Genomic DNA, 19,898 nt, shown 5'->3' with positions numbered 1-19,898 from the left:
GCCATGCGCGCCCCGTGGCTGCGCGTCGTGGTCGAGGGCGAGTCCATGCGGCCCGGCCTCCGCCCCGGCGACCAGCTCCTCGTACGGCGCGACGCCCGGGTCCGCGACGGCGACGTGGTGGTCGCGCGGTCCCCGGAGGACGGCAGGCTCATCGTGAAGCGGGTGACGCACCGCGAGGACGGCGGCTGGTGGCTGGAGAGCGACAACCAGGACGCGTCCGGGCGCCGCGACAGCTGGGACTTCGGCGCGGTGCCCGAGTCGGCGGTGGTGGGGAAGGTGGTCTGGCGTTACTGGCCGCCCCGGCCGGCCGTCTCGCGGCGGCGGGCCCGGTAGGCGGCGACGTTCGCCCGGCTGGCACAGCGCTCGGAGCAGTAGCGGCGCGAGCGGTTGGACGAGGTGTCCAGGTAGACGCGGCGGCAGGGGGAGGACCGGCAGACCCCGAGCCGGTCGATGCCGAGCGTCGTCACGATCGTGGCCAGGCCCATCACCGCGCCGACCGCGTAGATGTCGGCCGCGCCCCCGTCCTCGGTGAGGTGCATGTGCCAGTCCTCGTCGTCGTGACCGGAGATCTGCGGGTGGATGGGGTGCCGAACCAGCAGCACGTTGAGCCGGTCCACCCCGGCCGCGTGCTCGCCCGCCTCCACCGCGTCGAACACCGCCCGCAGCTCCCCGCGCAGGCCCCGCAGCGGGTCCAGGTCGGCGTCGGTGGCGATCTCGGCCAGGTGCGGCCGCTGCTCCTCCAGCAGCATCCGCCGCAGGCTCGCGAGGTCGGCGAGCCGGTCCTCCCGGTCCTCCCCGGTGTTGACGAGCTGGACCGCCAGCTCCGCGTACGACGTCAGATCCACGAGCGAGCCCTACCGATGTAATGACCGATTCTGTCTTCCGAGTATTACACGCGGCGGCCCGCTCCCATTCCGTTCCGCGGACATCGCCACACCTCGCGCCCCCGCCGCACCTCGCGCCCGCCGCAGCTCGCGCGCGCCTGCCGTACCTCGCGCCCGCCGCAGCTCGCGCGCCCTCGCCGCACCTCGCGCCCGCCGTACCGGCGCGGGCTCGCGCTCACGCCGTACCGTCTCGTGTGGGAGGCCCGGCGGCGGCCGTACGGCTCGGGAGGCCGGGCGGCGGCCGTACGGCTCAGGAGGCCGGGCGGCGGCCGTACGGCATGGCGCGAGGCCCCGGCCTCCCGAGCGGGGGACCGGGGCCTCGCGGTGGATCAGGCGCCGTGCTCGAAGCCGCTGGGGGCGGCCCGGCCCGGCTCGGGGGCGTCCTTGCCGGCGTGGATCGCGTCGACGTCGGGGGCGCCGCCCACCTCGGCGTGGGTGGGGTCGAGCACCCGCTTGAGGAACGTGCGGGTGCGCGGGTGCTGCGGGTCGCCGATCACCCGGTCCGGCGGGCCCTCCTCGACGATGACGCCGCCGTCCATGAAGACCACGTGGTCGGCGACGTCGCGGGCGAACGCCATCTCGTGCGTGACGACGAGCATGGTCATGCCGTCCTGGGCCAGCTTGCGCATGACCGCGAGGACGTCGCCGACCAGCTCGGGGTCGAGGGCCGAGGTGGGCTCGTCGAAGAGCATCAGCGACGGGTCCATGGCCAGCGCCCGGGCGATCGCCACGCGCTGCTGCTGACCGCCGGAGAGCTGGGCCGGGTAGGCGTCCGCCTTGTCCCCGACGCCCACCTTCTCCAGGTTCTCGCGGGCGATGCGCTCGGCGTCGGCCTTGCCGCGCTTGAGCACCCGGAGCTGGGCGATCATGACGTTCTGCAGCGCCGTCATGTGCGGGAACAGGTTGAACTGCTGGAACACCATCCCCACGGTGCGCCGGCAGGCGTCGATGTCGCAGTCCGGGTCGGTCAGCTCGGCCCCGTTGACGACGACCTTGCCGCTGGTCGGCGTCTCCAGCATGTTCACGCAGCGCAGCAGCGTGGACTTGCCGGACCCTGACGGGCCGATGACGCACACGACCTGGCCGGGATCGACCGTGAAGTCGATCCCGCGCAGCACGCTCAGCGCCCCGAAGGACTTGTGCAGGTCCCGGATCTCCACGGCGTGGGTCATCGGCTCACCGTCCCTTCCGCTGGCGTGCCTCGAGCTTGCGTACGGCAATGCCCAGCGGCACGGTGATGACGAGGTACGACATGCCCGCGACGATCATCGGCGTGGTGTCCCCGGCGGTGATGCCCATGTCCGAGCCGAACTTGGTGAGCTCGACGGTGGCGGCGGTGATGCCCAGGGCGGACACGAGCGAGGAGTCCTTGAACAGCAGCACCAGCTCGTTGGTGAGCGGCGGGATCACGATGCGCAGCGCCTGGGGCACGACGATCGTGACCATCGCCCGCGACTGGGACATCCCGAGCGAGCGAGCCGCCTCCACCTGGCCCTTGGGGACGGCCTCGATGCCGGCCCGGAACGTCTCCGCCATGTAGGCGGAGGCGGCCAGGCCCAGGCCGATGGCGACCTTGCCGTAGATGTCGAAGGGCATCTGGACGCCGAGCGCCATCGGCAGCCCGAAGCCGATGATCATGAGGACGAGCAGCGCGGGCAGACCGCGGAAGATCTCCACGTAGACCAGCGCGATCCAGCGGTAGATCTTCACCGAGGAGAGCCGCATCAAGGCGACGACCAGCCCGAGGGCGAAACCGACGACGTAGGCGCTCACCGTGTAGATCACGGTGTTCTTCATCGCGATCAGGAAGATGTTGGGGAACAGCTTCACGATCTCGTCGGGGTCGAAGAAGTGCTCCCCGACCTGGCCCCAGTCGATGACGATGACCAGGGCCACCAGCACGACGAGGCCGATCGCGTACTGGATGCCCAGGCTGATCCGCCGGCGCTTGCGCGGGCTGAGCCCGGTCCTTTCGGGAGGTGTCCCGGCAGGACCGGACGGCTCGACAGTGGTGGTACTCATCGCGGCTTACTTGGGAGCGGGCGTGGACTGCGGGTCGGAGCCGATCCACTGCTTGTGCATCTTGGCCCAGCTACCGTCCGCGATGGCGGCCTTCAGGCTGTCGTTGATGGTCTTGAGCAGCTCGGGGTTGCCGCCCTTCTTGACCGCGAAGCCGTACTGGTTGCCGCTGACGATGGTCTCCTGCAGCTCGAACTTGGCGGCGATGTCCGGCTTCTTCAGCCAGTCGTTGACCACCGGGAGGTCCTGGAGGACGACGTCCACCTGGCCGGACTGGTAGGCCAGGATCTGCTTGCCCGCGTCGTCGAACTCGACGGGCTCGAAGCCCTTCTTCTTGGCGAGGTCGAGGCTGGTGGTGCCGGTCTGCACGCCGATCTTGAGGTTCTTGGCCTTGGCCTCGTCGAGCGTCTTGACGCCGGAGCCCTTCTTGACCAGCAGGCCGAGCACCTCGTCGAAGTACGGGTCGGTGAAGTCGAGGTTGGCCTTGCGCTCCTCGGTGATCGTCATGCCGGCGGCGGCGACGTCACAAGTCCCCGAGTTGAGGGCGGCGCCACTCTTGATCACGTCGAACTTGACGTCGACGATCTCCTGGGTGACCCCGAGCTTCTTGGCCGCCAGGTCGATCAGGTCCACGTCGAAGCCCACGACCTTGCCGCCCTGGTCGAACTGGAACGGCGGGTACGGCAGGCTCGTGCAAGTCTTGATCTTGCCGGGCGTCACCAGCTTGACACCGGAGGCCGCGCCGGTGTTGCCGGACTTGGCGGTGTCCTTGCCGCCTCCGGTCTCACCGCCGCAGGCGCCGAGCGTGAGGGCTGCGCCGAGAACCAGGGCGCCGAGCGCCGCGGTACGGCGAAGGGAACGTGGGCCCACGGTGTCCTCCTCTGAGGAATATGTCCGATTGCTGGGGGAATAGCTGGAGCCTATCGTGACGCACCCCACCACCAGCGTTATCACCGATGTGACACAATCGGACAACGGGTGACCCCCGTACCCCGAGAGACGACCGCGCGAGGGCTCCGGCGACTACCGAAGCCGGCCACCCCGCGGGCGCGGCGTCTACCGAAGGAATGTCAACCCAGTCGTCTGACACAGGGGTCGCTGTGGCTGTTCAGCCCATCCCAGAAACCCAATCCGCATCGCATTCGGAAACCGCGCGGGAAAACGCCGGTCTCGACGCCGATCCCGCTTTCGCGCTGCACCGCGGCGGAAAGCTGGAGGTCCGTTCGAGCGTGCCCGTGCGCAATGCCGACGACCTCGCACTCGCCTACACCCCCGGTGTGGCGCGGGTGTGCACGGCGATCGCCGACAACCCCGAGCTGGTCCACGACTACACGTGGGTCTCCAACGTGGTCGCCGTCGTGACCGACGGCACCGCCGTGCTCGGGCTCGGCGACATCGGGCCCTCCGCCGCCATGCCCGTCATGGAGGGCAAGTCGCTGCTGTTCAAGGAGTTCGGCGGCGTCGAGTCGGTACCCATCTGCCTGGACTGCACCGACGTCGACGAGCTCGTGGAGACGGTCGTGCGCCTCGCTCCCTCGTTCGGCGGCATCAACCTGGAGGACATCAGCGCGCCCCGCTGCTTCGAGGTCGAGGACCGCCTGCGCGAGCTGCTCGACATCCCGGTCTTCCACGACGACCAGCACGGCACCGCGATCGTGACCCTCGCCGCGCTCACGAACGCCGCCCGCCTCGTCGGCAAGGAGCTCTCGGAACTCCGGGCCGTGGTCGCCGGCGCCGGGGCCTCCGGCGTCGCCGTCACCCGGATCCTGATCAACGCCGGCATCGGCGACATCGCCGTGGCCGACAGCAAGGGCATGATCTACGAGGGCCGCGAGGGGCTGAACCCCGTCAAGGCCGCGCTCGCCCGCGACACCAACCGCACCGGCTACACCGGCTCCTGCGAGGAGGCGCTGCGCGGCGCCGACGTCTTCATCGGCCTGTCCGGCGGCACCGTCACCGAGGACGCCATCGCGTCCATGGCCGGGGACTCCATCGTCTTCGCGCTGTCGAACCCGACGCCGGAGATCCACCCGGAGGCGGCCCGCCGCCACGCGTGCGTGGTCGCGACCGGCCGTTCCGACTTCCCCAACCAGATCAACAACGTCCTGGCCTTCCCCGGCGTCTTCCGCGGGGCCCTCGACGTCCGCGCCCGCGAGATCACCGAGAACATGAAGGTGGCGGCGGCGACGGCGCTGGCCGGGGTGGTCGGCGACGACGTCACGGCCGACTACGTCATCCCCAGCCCCTTCGACCCGCGCGTCGCCCCGGCCGTCACCGCCGCCGTCGCCGCGCAGGCCCGGGAGGACGGCGTCGCCCGCCTGTAGAGCCCCCGCAGAACCCCCGCCGCACCCGCCGGGAACCCCCCGAGCACGATCCCGTACGGCCCGCGCCCGGTCATCCCGAGCGCGGGCCGTACCGCGTTGCCGACCTGATATCCCGGGGGTATTGACCCGCCCGGGGGCGGCGGGGGAGCGTCGCCGTGCGGGCTCCTGCGCCGCGGGAGGTGGGACATGCGCGGCGGGCGTTACGACGTCGTCGGGTCGGGGCCGGACGAGCCGGACCCCCGGCGCGAGAGGCTCCGGCGGGCGCTGGCCGTGGGCGGCGCGGCGGTCGTGGTGATCGGCTTCGGGGTCTACCAGGCCCAGCGCCCGGACCCTCCGGAGCCGGCCCCCACGCGCGGGCCGGTGGTCACCCCCACCGTCGAGGCGGCGGCGGCCGGGCGCAACGCCGTCTTCCCCGCGGCCCGCCGGCGCGGGGACACCGAGATCGTGCGCGTGACCTTCCCCGACGGGGTGTCGGCCGAGCTGAGATACCCCCGCTCGCTCGCCGTCGCCTCCCTCGGTGCCTCGCCCGTCGTCGGGGCGTGGCTCGGGACCGACATGACCACCTACCGGCAGCTCGTGGCGCCGCCCCGGGGCGAGGCGTCGCTGGCCGAGGGCGGGTCCCGCATCCGGGACATGACGCCGACCGTCTCCCTGTGGCCCTCCGCGCCGTACGTCCCGCTGGGCGGGCACGTGCTGCTGTTCGAGTTCGGGCGCTGGCGCATGGCGCTGCACGACGTGGACGAGGGCCTGACCTTCGAGCAGCGCATGGAGTGGGCGCGGAACCTGCGCGGGCGCGTCACGCGCGACGGGTTCCTGGTGCTGCGCGCGGACGGGCCGCTGCGGCTGGCCCCCGCGGGGAAGCGGATGGGGTCGGAGCTGGCGGGGCCGCAACTGCACTTCGGCGCGGGCTCGCGGGACCGCCAGGTCTGGATCGTCCGCCAGCCGGGGTGCCGCGGCGTCGAGGACCCGCCGATGCGGCTGGTCTCGCTCAACCGCCCGTACGCCGGGAGGTGCCGCGGCGACTTCTACCTGGCCGCCGCCGGAGACCTGCCGTTCGTCCAGGCGGTCGTCCGGAACCTGCGCGTACGGCGAGTCGCCTGATCGTCGGGTAGCGCACCGGGGGACCGGGGAATAAGGAGAGCCGTGGACCCTGACGACGCCGGGCGCGAGCCGTACCACACGCGCATCGCCGGGATCGAGCGCAGGCTCGCGGAGATCAGGACCCGGGCGGCCGAGCTGTCCGGGAACCGGCCCGTGGCCACGGGCCACGAGTACGTCGAGCGCGCGGCCGAGCACGCCGCCGAGGCGCAGACGCGCGCGCGGGAGACCGCCGAGCGCGCCGCCAGGGCCTATCTCCAGGCCGCCCGCGCCCACGACCGGACGGCGGAACTGCACGAGGGGATGGCCGAGGAGGGCCTCGGCGACGCCGCGGGCCATCGCGAACTGGCGGCCAGGCACCGGGCCGCCGCCCGCGAGGACAGGAAGGCGGCGCGGCAGATGAGGGAGAGGCACGGCCTGCGGGGGGATGAAACGTCTCCCGAGGGGTAGGGCGTCCGGCGTGAAGGCCGTTGTGGTGGGGGCGTCGGCGGGCGGAGTCGAGTCCCTGCGCCCGCTGCTGGCGGGCCTGCCCGACGACCTCGACGCCCCGGTGTTCGTGGTGCTGCACCTCTCGGTCACCGCGCGCACCGCGCTGCCCGCGATCCTCGACCGCGCGGGGCCGCTGCCGGCGGCGGCGGCCTGTGACGGCGAGAAGATCGTCCCGGGTCGGGTCTACGTGGCCCCGCCGGATCACCACCTGCTGGTCACGCGGGATCAGGTCCGGCTGTCCCGAGGGCCCCGGCTGAACGGCGTGCGGCCGGCGGTGGACGCCCTGTTCAAGAGCGCGGCCGAGGCGTTCGGGCCCGGGGTGCTGGCCGTGGTGCTCAGCGGGGCGCTCGACGACGGCGCGGCGGGCGCGGCCACCGTCGAGCGGCACGGGGGCCGCGTGATCGTGCAGGACCCTGAGGAGGCGACCCACCTGGGCATGCCGTCCGCCGCGCTCGCCGCGACGAGGAGCGCGGAGGCGCTGCCGGTCCGTCTCATCGCCGCCAGGATCGCCGAGCACTACGGGACGAACCAGGCGCCGCCGACGGAACAGACCCGGGCGTCGGCCCCGGAACAGGCCCGGGCGTCGGCCCCGGAACAGGCCCGGGCGCAGGCCCCGGAACAGGCCCGGGCGCCGTCCGCCGGCGGGGACGCCGGCTCCGCCGAGCCCGGCGGGGCGCTGAAGACGCTGTTCCGAGGAGACATGGTGGACGCTCGGCCGAACGGTGAACACACCACGCTGAGCTGCCCGGACTGCGGTGGTCCCCTGTACCAGACCAGCGCGGAGCCGCAGGCGTACACCTGCCGCGTGGGTCACGCCTGGGGCGTGCAGAGCCTCCTCGAAGGCCAGGCGGGCGAGGTCGAACGCGCCCTGTGGGTGGCGATCATCCGGCTCCAGGAGCGTAGCGACCTGATGACGCGCATGAAGGACGCCGCGCACGGACGCGGGCACGGGCTCTCCGCGGCCCGGTTCGAGGAGGCGGCGCGCGAGGCGCGGGAGGCGGCGCGCACGATCAGGACGCTGATCGAGGGGCTCTCCGCGCGGCCGGGCCAGGGCGAACAGGCCCCGGGCTGAACCCCCGGCGTCGAGGATCGCGCGCACGACCGGCGTGCACTTGCACCGCTGATCCCCGCCAGGCCCCTCCCAAGGCGTACGCTTGCGTGGTGTGACGACCGGCGATACGGACGGCCAGTTCGAAGGTCTCCTGATCATGTTGAAGGAGATGCGGGGGTTCGACTTCACCGGGTACAAACGGTCCACCCTCCAGCGGCGGATCGCGCGGCGCATGGACGCCCTGCGGTGCAAGACGTTCGAGGAGTACCGCGACCGGCTCGAGGTCGAGCCGGGCGAATACGCCCTGCTGTTCGACAGCCTGCTGATCAACGTCACCGGGTTCTTCCGCGACCCGCCCGCCTGGGAGTCGCTGCGGGACAACGTCCTGCCCCGGCTCATCGCGGCCAAGCACCCGGCGCAGCCGATCCGGGTGTGGAGCGCCGGCTGCGCCACCGGCCAGGAGGCGTACAGCGTGGCCATGCTGCTCGCCGACATGCTGGGCCTGGCCGAGTTCCGCGACCGGGTGAAGATCTACGCCACCGACCTGGACGAGAACGCGCTCCAGGAGGCCCGGGTCGGCGTCTACACGCGGCGGCAGCTCGAGGGCGTGCCGGAGGAGTTCCGGGAGCGGTACTTCGAGGAGGACTCCGACCGCTGCGCGTTCCGGCGTGACCTGCGCCGCCAGGTCATCTTCGGGCGCAACGACCTGACCCGCGACGCCCCCATCTCGCGGGTGGACCTGCTGCTGGCGCGCAACACGCTGATGTACTTCAACGCCGAGACCCAGGCCGAGGTGATCAGGCGGCTGCACTTCGCGCTCGCCGACCCCGGGTACCTCTTCCTCGGCAAGGCGGAGATGCTGCTCCGCCACGACGCGGGCTTCGAGCCGATCGACCTGCGCAAGCGCCTGTTCCGCAAGGTGTCGGGGCCGAACCAGGCCCGCGCCCCGCGCGCGACCTGGCAGCAGATGACGCGGGAGGAGACGGCCCGGCCCGGCGCGCTGGAGCACGCCGTCCTCGCCGCCGGCCCCATCGCGCAGATCGCGGTGGACCTGAACGGCGCGCTCGCCCTGACCAACGCGGCCGCGGAGGAGATGTTCGGCCTGCGCCGGGGCGACGTGGGGGCCCCGTTCCAGGACCTGGAGCTGTCGTACCGGCCGGCCGAGCTGCGGTCGCTGATCGAGCAGGTCGAGAAGGACCGGCGCGTCGTGGAGCTGCAGGACGTGCCGTGGCGGCGCTCGCCCGCCGACGAGCCGAGCGTCCTGGACATCCAGGTCGTGCCGCTGACGGACCACACGGGCGCGTTGATCGGGGCGGGGGTCAGCTTCACCGACGTGACGCGGTACCGCCGGCTCCGCGACGAGCTCGAACACGCCAACCAGGAACTCGAGCGCGCCTACGAGGAGCTCCAGTCGCTCAACGAGGAGCTGGAGACCACCAACGAGGAACTCCAGTCCACCAACGAGGAGCTGGAGACCACCAACGAAGAGCTCCAGTCCACCAACGAGGAACTGGAGACGATGAACGAGGAGCTCCACTCGACCAACGACGAGCTCCAGGAGATCAACGAGATGATGCGCCTGCGCACCGCCGAGCTCGACATGGTCAACGGGTTCCTCGCGTCGGTGCTGCGCAGCCTTGGCGCGGGCGTCGTGGTGGTGAGCCGCGACCTGGGGATCAAGGTCTGGACCCCGGGCGCGGAGGAGCTGTGGGGCGTCCGCGCCGAGGAGTGCGTCGGGCGCACGCTGCCCGCCCTCGACATCGGCCTGCCCCTCGGTGAGGTGGTCCCGCTGCTCAAGCGGGTCCTCGCCGCCGAGAGCCCGGAGGCCGTCCGGCTGGAGGCCGTGAACCGCCGGGGCCGCCCGGTGCTCCTGCGGCTGGACGCCTGGCCGCTGCGGGGCGACGGGCCTGTCGCCGACGGGGTGATCCTCATCATGAATGTCGATGACGACACGCCGAACGGGCCGAAAAATTCGACGAAGGGTGAGCGGTCGTAAGCGCGCTGTGTCAGGCTGGGGGTAGTCGCTCTCCACCCCCCAAGGAGCGTTGCGCGTGCGCTTCGACCCCGACCCCGACACCGTCGAGCCCGGCACCCGCACCACCGAGAGCACGCTCGACACGGCCATGCGCGAGCTGCGCAGGGCCGAAGAGACGCTACGTCTGTGCCGCCGACACATGGACGCCGGCGACGGCGATCCGGCGCAAGCGGCCCCGCCGAAGGTCCCGGGCGCGCTCTTCGAACGGTTGCCCCTCCCGATCTGCCTGCTGGACCGTTCCGGGATGGTACGGCTGGCCAACCCCGCCGCCGCGGAGACGCTGGACGTCCCCCGCGGCGAGCTCGCGGGAAGACCCTTCTCGGTCTTCGTGGACCTGGCCGAACGGCCGGTGTTCCGCTCCCTGCTGTCCGCCGTCGTCCGCGACGCCGCCCCCACCCCGGTCACCCTGCGGCTGCGCCGCCCCGGCCCGCCCGCGCCCGCCCGCATGCGCCTGGTCCGCCTGACCACCGCGCCGTCCCCGGCCCCCAGCGTCGCCGTCGTGTTCGCCCCCGAGAGCGAGGAGGCCGAGGGCGCCACCATGTGCTCGGCCTGGCTCGACGCCGTGCCGCCGTGCCCCGAGGGCGCGCGGCGGGACGAGGCCGGGCCCGCCCAGGGGCGCCGCCACCTCGGCACGCGCCGGTGGGAGAGCACGGAGGCGGGCGCCGGCCGCTGGAAGGGGGAGGCCGAGACGGAGGAGGAGCGGCGGCGGGAGAGCGAGGAGGCGCTGAAGGTCCTGCGGGCCGGCCTCGTGCCGAGCGACCTGCCCTCCGTGCCGGGGGTGGAGCTGGCCGCCGCGCACCGGCCCGCCTCCAACGGGGGCGACGTGGGCGGCGACTTCTACGACGTCTACCCGAGCCTGGGATCGTGGGGGCTGGTGCTCGGCGACGTGTCGGGCAAGGGCGTGGAGGCGGCCGTGCTCACTTCCACCGTGCGCAACGGGGTGCGGCTGCTCTCGCTCTGGGAGGACTCCCCGGCCGAGGTGCTGCGCAAGATGAACCGCGGCCTGTTCACGCAGCCGTCCGGGGAGCGGTTCGTGACGGTCCTGGCCGCGCGGTTCACCGTGGAGGAGCCCGGGCTGCGGGTGCGCTACGCGTCCGCCGGGCATCTGCCCGCCGTCCTCCTGCGGTCCGGCGGCGGGATCTCGCTGACCGCGTCGTCGGGCTCGCTGCCGCTCGGCCTGTTCGAGGAGATCGAGCCCGCCGTCGGGGAGTTCACCCTGGGACACGGCGAGACCCTCGTCCTGCACTCCGACGGCATCACCGAGGCCCGCGACGCGGCGGGCGGCTTCTACGGCGAGGACCGGCTCATCGACGTCCTCGCCGCCACCGCCCACCTCCCCGCCGCCGAGCTCGTCGCCGCGGTCGAGGACGACGTGCTCGCCTACACCGGCGGCGTCTCCCGCGACGACATGGCCGTCCTCGCCCTCCGCCCCCGCTGAGGGCCGTACGGCGCGCTGGCCACCCCGCCATGGGGCGCCTGCCGTACACCGGTACGGCGCGCCTTGCCTGACGCCGGCACACGCACGCCACCCCGGCACGCGCCTTGAGCCGGTGCGTGCGCGCCCGCCGGGCACCGGTACGCGCGCACGCCGTACGGCGCGCGAGGGGTGGGGGTGATCGCGGGCGGGCGCGGGGTTAGGGTCTGACTCATGTTCGCCGTGAGCGCTGCGCGTACCGATGAGAAGGACCCGCTGGCCGGGCTGGAGGCCGGGGAGCGGCCCGAGCCGGAGGCGCCCGAGGGGTGGACCACCGTGACCGTGCGGGCCGCCTCGCTGAACCACCACGACCTGTGGACGCTGCGGGGCGTGGGGATCTCGCAGGACCGGCTGCCGATCGTGCTGGGGTGCGACGCGGCCGGGGTGGACGAGGACGGCAACGAGGTCGTCGTCCACGCCGTGATCGGGGACCCGGCGGCGGGCGGGGGTGACGAGACGCTGGACCCGCGGCGGTCGCTGCTGTCCGAGCGGTACGACGGCACCCTCGCCGAGCGCGTCGCCGTGCCCCGGCGGAACCTCGTGCCCAAGCCCGCCGCGCTGTCGTTCGAGGAGGCGGCGTGCCTGCCTACGGCGTGGCTCACGGCCTACCGGATGCTGTTCGACAAGGCCGGGCTCGAACCCGGGGCGACCGTGCTCGTCCAGGGCGCGAGCGGCGGCGTCGCGACGGCCCTGGTGGCGCTGGGGCGGGCCGGGGGCTACCGGATGTGGGTCACCGGGCGTTCGGAGGAGAAGCGGGCGCGCGCGGTGGAGCTGGGCGCGGACGCGGCGTTCGAGCCCGGGGCGCGGCTGCCCGAGCGGGTGGACGCCGTCATGGAGACCGTCGGGCAGGCCACCTGGGCCCACTCCCTGAAGTCGCTGCGGCCCGGCGGGCGGATCGTGGTCTCCGGGGCGACGAGCGGCAGCGTGCCGCCGGCGGACCTGTCGCGGGTGTTCTTCCTCCAGCTTTCGGTGGTCGGATCCACGATGGGCACCCGCGACCAGCTCGCGCGGTTGCTCACGTTCTGTGAGCAGACGGGGGTTCGGCCGGAGATCGACCGGGTTCTGCCGCTGGTAGAGGCTCGGGAGGGGTTCGCCGCGATGGACCGCGGTGAGCTCTTCGGGAAGATCGTCTTCACGCCGTAGGTCGAGTCCTTTCAACCCCGGGGTGCGCATGTCTCCGCCCCGGGGGCCAACTCCTCCTCCGGGACGGAGTTCATCCCCTGCTCGTGGCGGCTTCCGCCCGGGCGGATCGCCACACTGGTGGACATGCGCGACGGCTCACATGACATATCGGCCGACTGCGCCGTGCGCGAGGCCGAGGCGATCGTGGCGACCCTGCGGCTGCGGGAGGTGCGGGCCATGCTGCTCACCCTGGCCGTCACCCGGCGCAAGGCCCAGCTCGCCTGGAGCAGCGTGCGCCGGCTGCTGGCGGAGGCCGAGCGCGAGGGGGACGCCGAGCGCGTCCAGCGCCTGCGCGAGAACCTCCGCGAGGCCCACCGCTGCCTCGCCTCGGTGCTGCACTCCAGCTCGGTGCTGGCCCGCGCCCTGTCCGAGGAGCGCGCCGCGCTCGTGCGCGTCACCGAGCACCGCATCCGGCACCAGGTGGAGGCGAACCGCCGGTTGCTGGTCGAGTGCGACGGAGAACACATGACGACGCCGTAAGTGATGGGTTACGTCCGGTCTGAGTGGGTGATACATATTGTGTAGCTTTGTTTCACCCCCCGGAGGCCGCCGTGACCGCCGTAGCCCAGGAGAGGCCCGCCCCCGCGGGCGCGGAAGCCGAGCCGTTCGGGCCCGGGTCGCTGTTATGGGAGGGCATCGGCGACGTCCGCATGATGCTGGTCCTGGGCAGCGCCCTGGTCGAACAGGTCGCCCACCCGCAGATCGGGGCGGCCGTGGGTCAGCAGTCCGTCTACCGCAGCGACCCGTGGGGACGGCTCACCCGCTCCCTCGACTCGCTGCAGAAGTGGGTCTACGGCGGTGAGGCCGCCCTCGCCGAGGGCCGCCGCCTGCGCGAGCTGCACAAGGACATCCAGGGCGTGGACGATCAGGGCCGGCGCTACCACGCGCTCAGCGCCGAGCCGTACGCCTGGGTCTTCCTGACCGCGTTCGACCGCGCGATCACCATGGCCCGGTACTTCGACACGCCCTACGACCGGGCCGGGCAGGAACGGCTCTACGCGGAGATCCTGCGGCTCGGGCGCATCCTGCGGGTCCCGGACCGGGTGGTGCCCCAGACCGTGTCCGAGTACTGGGACTACTTCGACGACATGGTCGCGCACACCCTGGAGAACCACCCGACCTGCCACGACGTGCTCCGCACCGCGCTCGGTGTGCAGGCCCCGCCGTTCGTGCCCCGGTCGCTGCGCGCCGCCTGGGTGCCCGTTGGCTGGTCGAGCGGCCGGTTCAACCACTTCCTGATGGTCGGCACGCTGCCGCCCGCCCTGCGCGCCAAGCTGGGCCTGTCCTGGACCGCCCAGGACGAGCGCCGCCTGCGCCGGATCGGGCGCGTGATCGCCGAGACCGTGCCGCTGCTCCCCGAGCGGGTGCGTTACCTCCCGATCGCCTACCACGCCCGGGAGGCGGCCCGGAGCCGCGCCCGCCTGGAGATAGCCTTGCGCGGGAGATGACCGCCGAATCCCTTCCCCCGGCCCCTCCGCCGCTCGCCGGGCTGCTCGCCGAGGCGGCCGGGCCCTGCGACGAGACCACCGAGCGAGTCCTCGACGCCGCCCTGGAGCTGTACCTCCACTTCGGCCTGCGCCGCACCACCGTCGAGGACGTCGCCCGCCGCGCCGGCCTGAGCCGCGTCACGGTCTACCGCCGTTTCGCCAGGAAGGGCGATCTCACGCAGGCCGTCATCCTGCGTGAGCTGCGCCGCTTCCTGGCCGACTTCGAGGCCGCGATCACGCCGCTCCCGACCCTGGCCGAACAGCTCGTCGAGGGCTTCGCGGTCACCCTGCGGGCCGCCCGCTCCCACCCGCTGCTGACCCGCATGCTCGCCACCGAGCCCGAGGCGCTGCTCCCCGAGCTGACGATCCACGCGGGCCCGTTCCTGGCGCTGGCCCGCGACTTCCTCACCGATCACGCCCTGCGCGCCGACCCCGCCCTCACCCGGGCCCGCGTCGCCCCGGTCGCCGAGCTCTTCGTACGGCTGGCGCTGTCGCTCGTCCTCACCCCGCAGACCTGTGTGCCCCTGGACACCGACGAGGACCTGCGGGCCTACGCCCGCGACCACCTCGCCCCGCTCCTCGCTCAGTGACCCGCCAGGGGCCCGCCCGGCGGCACGTGCGGCTTCCGCGGGCCTTCGCCGCACGGCTCTTCCTGGCGTGACGCCGTACGGCTCGGCGGGCGTGACGCCGTACGGCTCGCGCGGGGTCAGGCGTCGAGGGCGCGGCGGATCTCGGCGCCGGCCCGGGCGAGGGCGCGGCGGACCTCCCGGACCGAATCGCGGCTGACGTCGGCCTCGTCGGCCAGCCGGTGGACCTCGCCGGCGAACTCGTCGAGGAGAACGTGCAGCTCGGTCCGGGGGTCGCGGCGGCGGCCGCCGGACCAGACGTTCTCCCAGGCGTGCTGCCAGCGGTCGCGGTCCTCCCGCCACTGCTCCTTGTGGCGGCGCCACTCGCGCTTGATGTCCTCGGCGGCGGCGAGCGGGGACTCCTCGCCGCGGCGCACGTCGCGGGCCACCCGGGTCAGCTCCTCGCGCAGCGAGCGGACCGTCTCGCGCACGTCCTCCCGGATCTCGCGGGTGATGCCGCTCACCGAGTCGGCGACCTCCCGTTCCAGGTCCGCCAGCTCGTCCCCGCGGTCGCGCAGCTCGGCCCGCCCGGCGTCGGTGAGCCGGAAGACCTTGCGCCCCTTCTCCACCTCGTGCGTGACCAGCCCCTCGGCCTCCATGCGGGCCAGCCGGGGATAGATCGTGCCGGGCGAGGGGGAGTAGACCCCGAGGAAGCGGTCCTGGAGCAGGCGGATGACCTCGTATCCGTGCCGGGGGCTCTCGTCGAGCAGTTTGAGCAGGTAGAGCCGTAACCTCCCATGCCCGAAGACCGGACTCACGACCCCACCTCTCACACCAGCCGGGAAACGGACGCACGCGCCTGCCGCGGCGTGCGCCCTCCCGTGCTCCGACGTTCCGTCACCACGCTATGCGGCGCGCCGCCACGATCCAAGATGTATCGCGTTCCGCCCGGGCCCGCGAACCGCGGCCTACTCGTCGTCCTCGTCGTCCAGCCGCGCCAGCCACGTCGCCAGCCGCTCCACGGGCGTCTCGAACTCGGGGTTGAGGTCCACGAACTCCCGCAGCCGCTCGGCCAGCCAGTCGATCGACATCTCCTCGCCGCCCCGGCGCTCGACGAGCTCCTCGATCCCCCGGTCCGTGAAGTACATCCCATTCTCCTGTTCGACGTTCCCGCGCAACTTTAGCCAGGCCCGGGACCAGGTCTGGACGGACCCGCGATCGCGGCGCCCCGATGAGGTGATCAAGATCGCGAGAGCCGTACCCGGCGAGCCCGGGCGAGGGCGGCATCCGCCGTACGCCCGGGGAGGGCGCGGCGCCCGCCGTACGCCCGGGAGGGCGCGGCAGGCCGTCGCCGTACCGGAAGGGGGCGGAAAAGGAGCAGGGCTCCCCGGGGGGCCGGGGAGCCCTGCGTCGCGGGTCGGGCGTCAGCCGAAGATCTGCTTGATGAGTTCTTCCTGCTCGGCCTCGTGGGCGGCGTGGGAGCCGACCGCGGGGGAGGAGTTGGGCTGACGGGAGACGCGGCTGAGCCGGCGGCCGTCCAGCAGGTGCGGGAGCTTGAGGGCCATGAAGGGCCAGGCCCCCATGTTGGCCGGCTCGTCCTGCAGCCAGACCAGCTCGGCGTCGGGGGCGTAGCGGGCCAGTTCGGCGCGCAGCTCCTCGACGGGGATCGGGTAGAGGCGCTCGACCCGGACGATCGCCACGCTCTGGTCGCCCGACTTCTCGCGGGCGGCGGCCAGGTCGTAGTAGATCTTGCCGGTGGTGAGCACGATCTTGCGGACGCCGGACGGGTCCACCGTGGTGTCGCCGATCACCGGCTGGAAGGAGCCGCTGGTGAACTCCGACGCCGCCGAGGCCGCCTGCTTGCGCCGCAGGAGCGACTTGGGCGTGAAGACGATCAGCGGCTTCCGGCGGTCCGACAGCACCTGCCAGCGCAGCAGGTGGAAGTAGTTCGCCGGGGTGGTGGGCTGCACGACGGTCATGTTGTCCTGCGCGCAGAGCTGGAGGAACCGCTCGATCCGGGCCGAGGAGTGGTCCGGGCCCTGGCCCTCGTAGCCGTGCGGCAGCAGCAGCGTGACGGCCGAGCGCTGGCCCCACTTCTGCTCACCGGACGAGATGAACTCGTCGATGATCGACTGGGCGCCGTTGACGAAGTCGCCGAACTGCGCCTCCCAGGCCACCAGGGCGTCGGGACGGACCACGCTGTAGCCGTACTCGAAGCCCAGCGCCGCGAACTCGCTGAGCAGCGAGTCGTAGACGTAGAACTTGGTGTTGCCCTTGTTGAACGTCTTGAGCGGCGTGTGCTCCTCGCCCGTCTGCCGGTCCACGAGCACCGCGTGGCGCTGGCCGAAGGTGCCGCGGCGGGAGTCCTGGCCGACCAGGCGGACCGGGTGGCCGTCGATCAGCAGGGAGCCGAACGCGAGCGTCTCGCCCATCGCCCAGTCGATGGCGTCCTCCTGCACCATGGCCGAGCGCCGCTGGATCAGCGGGGCCAGGCGCGGGTGCACGGTGAAGCCCTCGGGCAGGTTGAGCTGGGTCTCGACGACGCGCTTGACGGTCTCCTCGGAGATCGCGGTCTGCGTCGAGTCGTGCGACCAGGGCACGACCTCCTCGGGCTCCGGCCTGACGACCGAGCCGGGCTCCAGCGGCTTCTTGGCCGCCTCGCGCGTCTCGGTGAAGGCCCGCTCGAGCTGCTCCTGGTAGTCGCGGAGGGCCTGCTCGGCCTCCTCGACCGTGATGTCGCCGCGGCCGATCAGGGCCTCGGTGTAGAGCTTGCGGACCGAGCGCTTGGCGTCGATCAGGTCGTACATCAGCGGCTGGGTGAACGAGGGGTTGTCGCCCTCGTTGTGGCCCCGGCGGCGGTAGCAGACCAGGTCGATCACGACGTCCTTGCGGAACGCCTGGCGGTACTCGAACGCGAGCTGGCCCACGCGGACGACGGCCTCGGGGTCGTCGCCGTTGACGTGGAAGATCGGCGCCTGGATCATCCGGGCGACGTCGGTGGCGTAGACGCTCGACCGCGACGAGGCGGGCGAGGTGGTGAAGCCGACCTGGTTGTTGACGACCACGTGGACGGTGCCGCCGGTGCGGTAGCCGCGGAGCTGCGACAGGTGCAGCGTCTCGGCGACCACGCCCTGGCCGGCGAACGCGGCGTCGCCGTGGACCAGGACCGGGAGGATGGTGAAGCCCTCCTCGCCGACGTCCAGGAGGTCCTGCTTGGCGCGCACGACGCCCTCCAGGACCGGGTCGACCGCCTCCAGGTGGGACGGGTTCGCCACCACGGAAGTCTTGATCTTGGCGCCGTCGGCGGTCGGGTAGTCGCCCTCCGCGCCCAGGTGGTACTTCACGTCGCCGGAGCCGTGGGCGCTGCGCGGGTCGAGGTTGCCCTCGAACTCGCCGAAGATCTGCCCGTAGGACTTGCCGACGATGTTGGCGAGGACGTTGAGGCGGCCGCGGTGGGCCATGCCGATGACGACCTCGTCGAGCCCGTCGGACGCGGCCGAGCTGATCACCGAGTCGAGCAGCGGGATCAGGGACTCGCCGCCCTCCAGCGAGAACCGCTTCTGGCCGACGTACTTGGTCTGCAGGAACGTCTCGAACGCCTCGGCGGTGTTCAGCCGGGACAGGATCCGTAGCTGCTCGTCACGCGACGGCTTGGAGTGCGGGACCTCGATGCGCTGCTGGAGCCAGGCCCGCTCCTCCGGGTGCTGGATGTGCATGTACTCGACGCCGATCGTGCGGCAGTACGAGTCGCGCAGCACGCCCAGGATCTCGCGCAGCTTCATCAGCGGCTTGCCGCCGAACCCGCCGGTCGCGAACTCCCGCTCCAGGTCCCACAGCGTCAGGCCGTGCGACTTGATGTCCAGGTCGGGGTGCTTGCGCTGGCGGTACTCCAGCGGGTCGGTGTCGGCCATGAGGTGGCCGCGCACGCGGTAGGCGTGGATCAGCTCCAGGACCCGGGCGGCCTTGGAGATGTCGTCGTCGTGGGAGGCCGAGATGTCCTTGACCCAGCGCACCGGCTCGTAGGGGATGCGCAGGGCCTCGAAGATCTCGTCGTAGAAGCCGTCCTCGCCCAGCAGCAGGCGGTGGATCTGGCGCAGGAAGTCGCCGGACTGCGCGCCCTGGATGATCCGGTGGTCATAGGTCGAGGTCAACGTCATGACCTTGCTGATGGCCAGCCGGGCGAGCGTCTCCTCCGAGGCGCCCTGGTACTCGGCGGGGTACTCCATCGCGCCGACGCCGATGATCGTGCCCTGGCCCGGCATGAGGCGCGGGACCGAGTGCACGGTGCCGATCGTGCCGGGGTTGGTCAGGCTGATCGAGGTGCCCGCGAAGTCCTCCACGCCGAGCTTGCCGGCGCGCGCCTTGCGCACGATGTCCTCGTAGGCCATCCAGAACTGGCGGAAGTCGAGCGTCTCGGCGGCCTTGATCGACGGCACGAGGAGCTGGCGGGTGCCGTCGCTCTTCTGCACGTCGATCGCCAGGCCCAGGTTGACGTGCTCGGGCTTGGCCAGCACCGGCTTGCCGTCCACCTCGGCGTACGACCAGTTCATCTCCGGCATCGTGCCGAGCGCCTTGACGATGGCGAAGCCGATGAGATGGGTGAAGGAGACCTTGCCGCCGCGGCCCCGCTTGAGGTGGTTGTTGATCACGATGCGGTTGTCGATCAGCAACTTGGCGGGGACGGCGCGCACGCTCGTCGCGGTCGGGACCGCGAGGCTCGCCTCCATGTTGGCCGCCGTCCGGGCGGCCGCGCCGCGCAGTCGCACCTCCTCGGCGCCCTGCGGCGGGGCCTGGGCCGGAGCGGCCTTCTGCGGAGCCGGGGCGGCGGGGGCCGTCGTCGGAGTCGCGCTGGGGGCGGCGGCGGGGGCCGGAGCCGCGGCGGGGGCGGCGGGCGCGGCTGACGCCGTGCCGTTGCCCGGTGGCCGCTTCGCCCCGGCTTCGGGGTTGTAGTCAGCGAAGAAGTTCCACCAGGCCTTGTCCACTGACTCGGGGTCCTGGAGGTACTTCTGGTACAGCTCGTCGACAAGCCACTCGTTAGGGCCAAAGTCGGCCATTGGGTTTGTCCGCGACGACTCAGACGACACGGCGGAAATCGCCCTCTTCCGCAGATCGGCGTTGTTGAAATGAGAACCGGTCCAAGGCTACTCGCCCTGGTTGGCCACATGAGCCCGCCCAGGCGACAACCTCGGGTTCCGATCCTCCCAGAACCCTCCATTCCGGTCACCTCGACCCCCGAGACGACCGGTTCGGATGATCCAATCAATTCAACGCGCCGGGTGTGGCCGATCT

Annotated in this window: 18 protein-coding genes; 11 read left to right on the top strand and 7 right to left on the bottom strand. The window is 72.4% G+C overall.

The genetic code is table 11. The features are described 5' to 3' along the window. Nucleotides 1-3 precede the first annotated feature (3 nt). Nucleotides 4-333, top strand: a complete 330-nt coding sequence (sodX, locus tag D5H75_RS27960) for a nickel-type superoxide dismutase maturation protease (protein ID WP_242454562.1) — start codon at nt 4-6, stop codon at nt 331-333. On the opposite strand, the gene D5H75_RS27955 is transcribed toward sodX, so the two are convergent. The 4 genes from D5H75_RS27955 to D5H75_RS27940 all read right to left on the bottom strand — a co-directional run bounded on the left by D5H75_RS27955 (nt 288) and on the right by D5H75_RS27940 (nt 3,773). Further along, nucleotides 288-845: a CGNR zinc finger domain-containing protein gene (locus D5H75_RS27955; protein ID WP_119929527.1), complete on the bottom strand. Its 558-nt coding sequence runs from the start codon at nt 843-845 to the stop codon at nt 288-290. The genes sodX and D5H75_RS27955 overlap by 46 nt on opposite strands. A 368-nt stretch (nt 846-1,213) precedes the next feature. After that, the gene (locus D5H75_RS27950) at nt 1,214-2,056 is read right to left on the bottom strand and encodes an amino acid ABC transporter ATP-binding protein (RefSeq protein ID WP_119929526.1); all 843 of its coding nucleotides are present in this window, start codon (nt 2,054-2,056) and stop codon (nt 1,214-1,216) included. Nucleotides 2,057-2,060: 4 nt separating this feature from the next. Then, nucleotides 2,061-2,906, bottom strand: a complete 846-nt coding sequence (locus tag D5H75_RS27945; protein WP_119929525.1) for an amino acid ABC transporter permease — start codon at nt 2,904-2,906, stop codon at nt 2,061-2,063. A gap of 6 nt (nt 2,907-2,912) precedes the next feature. Next, the gene (locus D5H75_RS27940; RefSeq protein ID WP_119929524.1) at nt 2,913-3,773 is read right to left on the bottom strand and encodes a transporter substrate-binding domain-containing protein; all 861 of its coding nucleotides are present in this window, start codon (nt 3,771-3,773) and stop codon (nt 2,913-2,915) included. A gap of 230 nt (nt 3,774-4,003) precedes the next feature. Here D5H75_RS27940 and D5H75_RS27935 point away from each other — a divergent pair, with 230 nt between their 5' ends. From D5H75_RS27935 to D5H75_RS27890, 10 genes are all read left to right on the top strand, one after another. Further along, nucleotides 4,004-5,227: an NAD(P)-dependent malic enzyme gene (locus tag D5H75_RS27935; RefSeq protein ID WP_422674059.1), complete on the top strand. Its 1,224-nt coding sequence runs from the start codon at nt 4,004-4,006 to the stop codon at nt 5,225-5,227. Nucleotides 5,228-5,413: 186 nt separating this feature from the next. Then, nucleotides 5,414-6,328, top strand: a complete 915-nt coding sequence (locus tag D5H75_RS27930) for a hypothetical protein (RefSeq protein WP_119929522.1) — start codon at nt 5,414-5,416, stop codon at nt 6,326-6,328. A gap of 42 nt (nt 6,329-6,370) precedes the next feature. Beyond that, nucleotides 6,371-6,775: a hypothetical protein gene (locus D5H75_RS27925; RefSeq protein ID WP_119929521.1), complete on the top strand. Its 405-nt coding sequence runs from the start codon at nt 6,371-6,373 to the stop codon at nt 6,773-6,775. A gap of 10 nt (nt 6,776-6,785) precedes the next feature. Beyond that, the gene (locus D5H75_RS41965; protein WP_202638573.1) at nt 6,786-7,886 is read left to right on the top strand and encodes a chemotaxis protein CheB; all 1,101 of its coding nucleotides are present in this window, start codon (nt 6,786-6,788) and stop codon (nt 7,884-7,886) included. Between the two features lie 91 nt (nt 7,887-7,977). Next, nucleotides 7,978-9,861, top strand: a complete 1,884-nt coding sequence (locus D5H75_RS27915) for a CheR family methyltransferase (protein WP_242454561.1) — start codon at nt 7,978-7,980, stop codon at nt 9,859-9,861. 55 nt (nt 9,862-9,916) lie between these two features. After that, on the top strand, nt 9,917-11,338 hold the full coding sequence (locus tag D5H75_RS27910; RefSeq protein WP_119929519.1) for a SpoIIE family protein phosphatase: 1,422 nt from the start codon (nt 9,917-9,919) through the stop codon (nt 11,336-11,338). Between the two features lie 210 nt (nt 11,339-11,548). Next, a complete protein-coding gene (locus D5H75_RS27905; protein WP_119929518.1) occupies nt 11,549-12,517 on the top strand; it encodes a zinc-binding dehydrogenase in 969 nt (322 codons plus the stop codon). 123 nt (nt 12,518-12,640) lie between these two features. Beyond that, nucleotides 12,641-13,036 (top strand): hypothetical protein, encoded by a 396-nt coding sequence (locus tag D5H75_RS27900; RefSeq protein ID WP_147425295.1) that lies wholly within the window; start codon nt 12,641-12,643, stop codon nt 13,034-13,036. A gap of 71 nt (nt 13,037-13,107) precedes the next feature. Continuing rightward, entirely contained in the window at nt 13,108-14,004 is an 897-nt protein-coding gene (locus tag D5H75_RS27895; RefSeq protein WP_242454560.1) for an oxygenase MpaB family protein, read from the top strand. After that, nucleotides 14,001-14,633: a TetR/AcrR family transcriptional regulator gene (locus D5H75_RS27890; RefSeq protein ID WP_119929516.1), complete on the top strand. Its 633-nt coding sequence runs from the start codon at nt 14,001-14,003 to the stop codon at nt 14,631-14,633. The genes D5H75_RS27895 and D5H75_RS27890 overlap by 4 nt, the downstream gene beginning before the upstream one ends. A 116-nt stretch (nt 14,634-14,749) precedes the next feature. On the opposite strand, the gene D5H75_RS27885 is transcribed toward D5H75_RS27890, so the two are convergent. From D5H75_RS27885 to D5H75_RS27875, 3 genes are all read right to left on the bottom strand, one after another. After that, nucleotides 14,750-15,427: a PadR family transcriptional regulator gene (locus D5H75_RS27885; RefSeq protein WP_119929515.1), complete on the bottom strand. Its 678-nt coding sequence runs from the start codon at nt 15,425-15,427 to the stop codon at nt 14,750-14,752. Between the two features lie 150 nt (nt 15,428-15,577). Continuing rightward, nucleotides 15,578-15,757, bottom strand: a complete 180-nt coding sequence (locus tag D5H75_RS27880) for a DUF6104 family protein (protein WP_119929514.1) — start codon at nt 15,755-15,757, stop codon at nt 15,578-15,580. A 276-nt stretch (nt 15,758-16,033) separates the two neighbouring features. Then, on the bottom strand, nt 16,034-19,693 hold the full coding sequence (locus tag D5H75_RS27875; RefSeq protein ID WP_119929513.1) for a multifunctional oxoglutarate decarboxylase/oxoglutarate dehydrogenase thiamine pyrophosphate-binding subunit/dihydrolipoyllysine-residue succinyltransferase subunit: 3,660 nt from the start codon (nt 19,691-19,693) through the stop codon (nt 16,034-16,036). Nucleotides 19,694-19,898 lie beyond the last annotated feature (205 nt).

The sequence above is a fragment of the Bailinhaonella thermotolerans genome (assembly GCF_003594875.1).
Taxonomy (GTDB): domain Bacteria; phylum Actinomycetota; class Actinomycetes; order Streptosporangiales; family Streptosporangiaceae; genus Bailinhaonella; species Bailinhaonella thermotolerans.
This window is presented reverse-complemented; position numbering and strand designations above follow the sequence as displayed.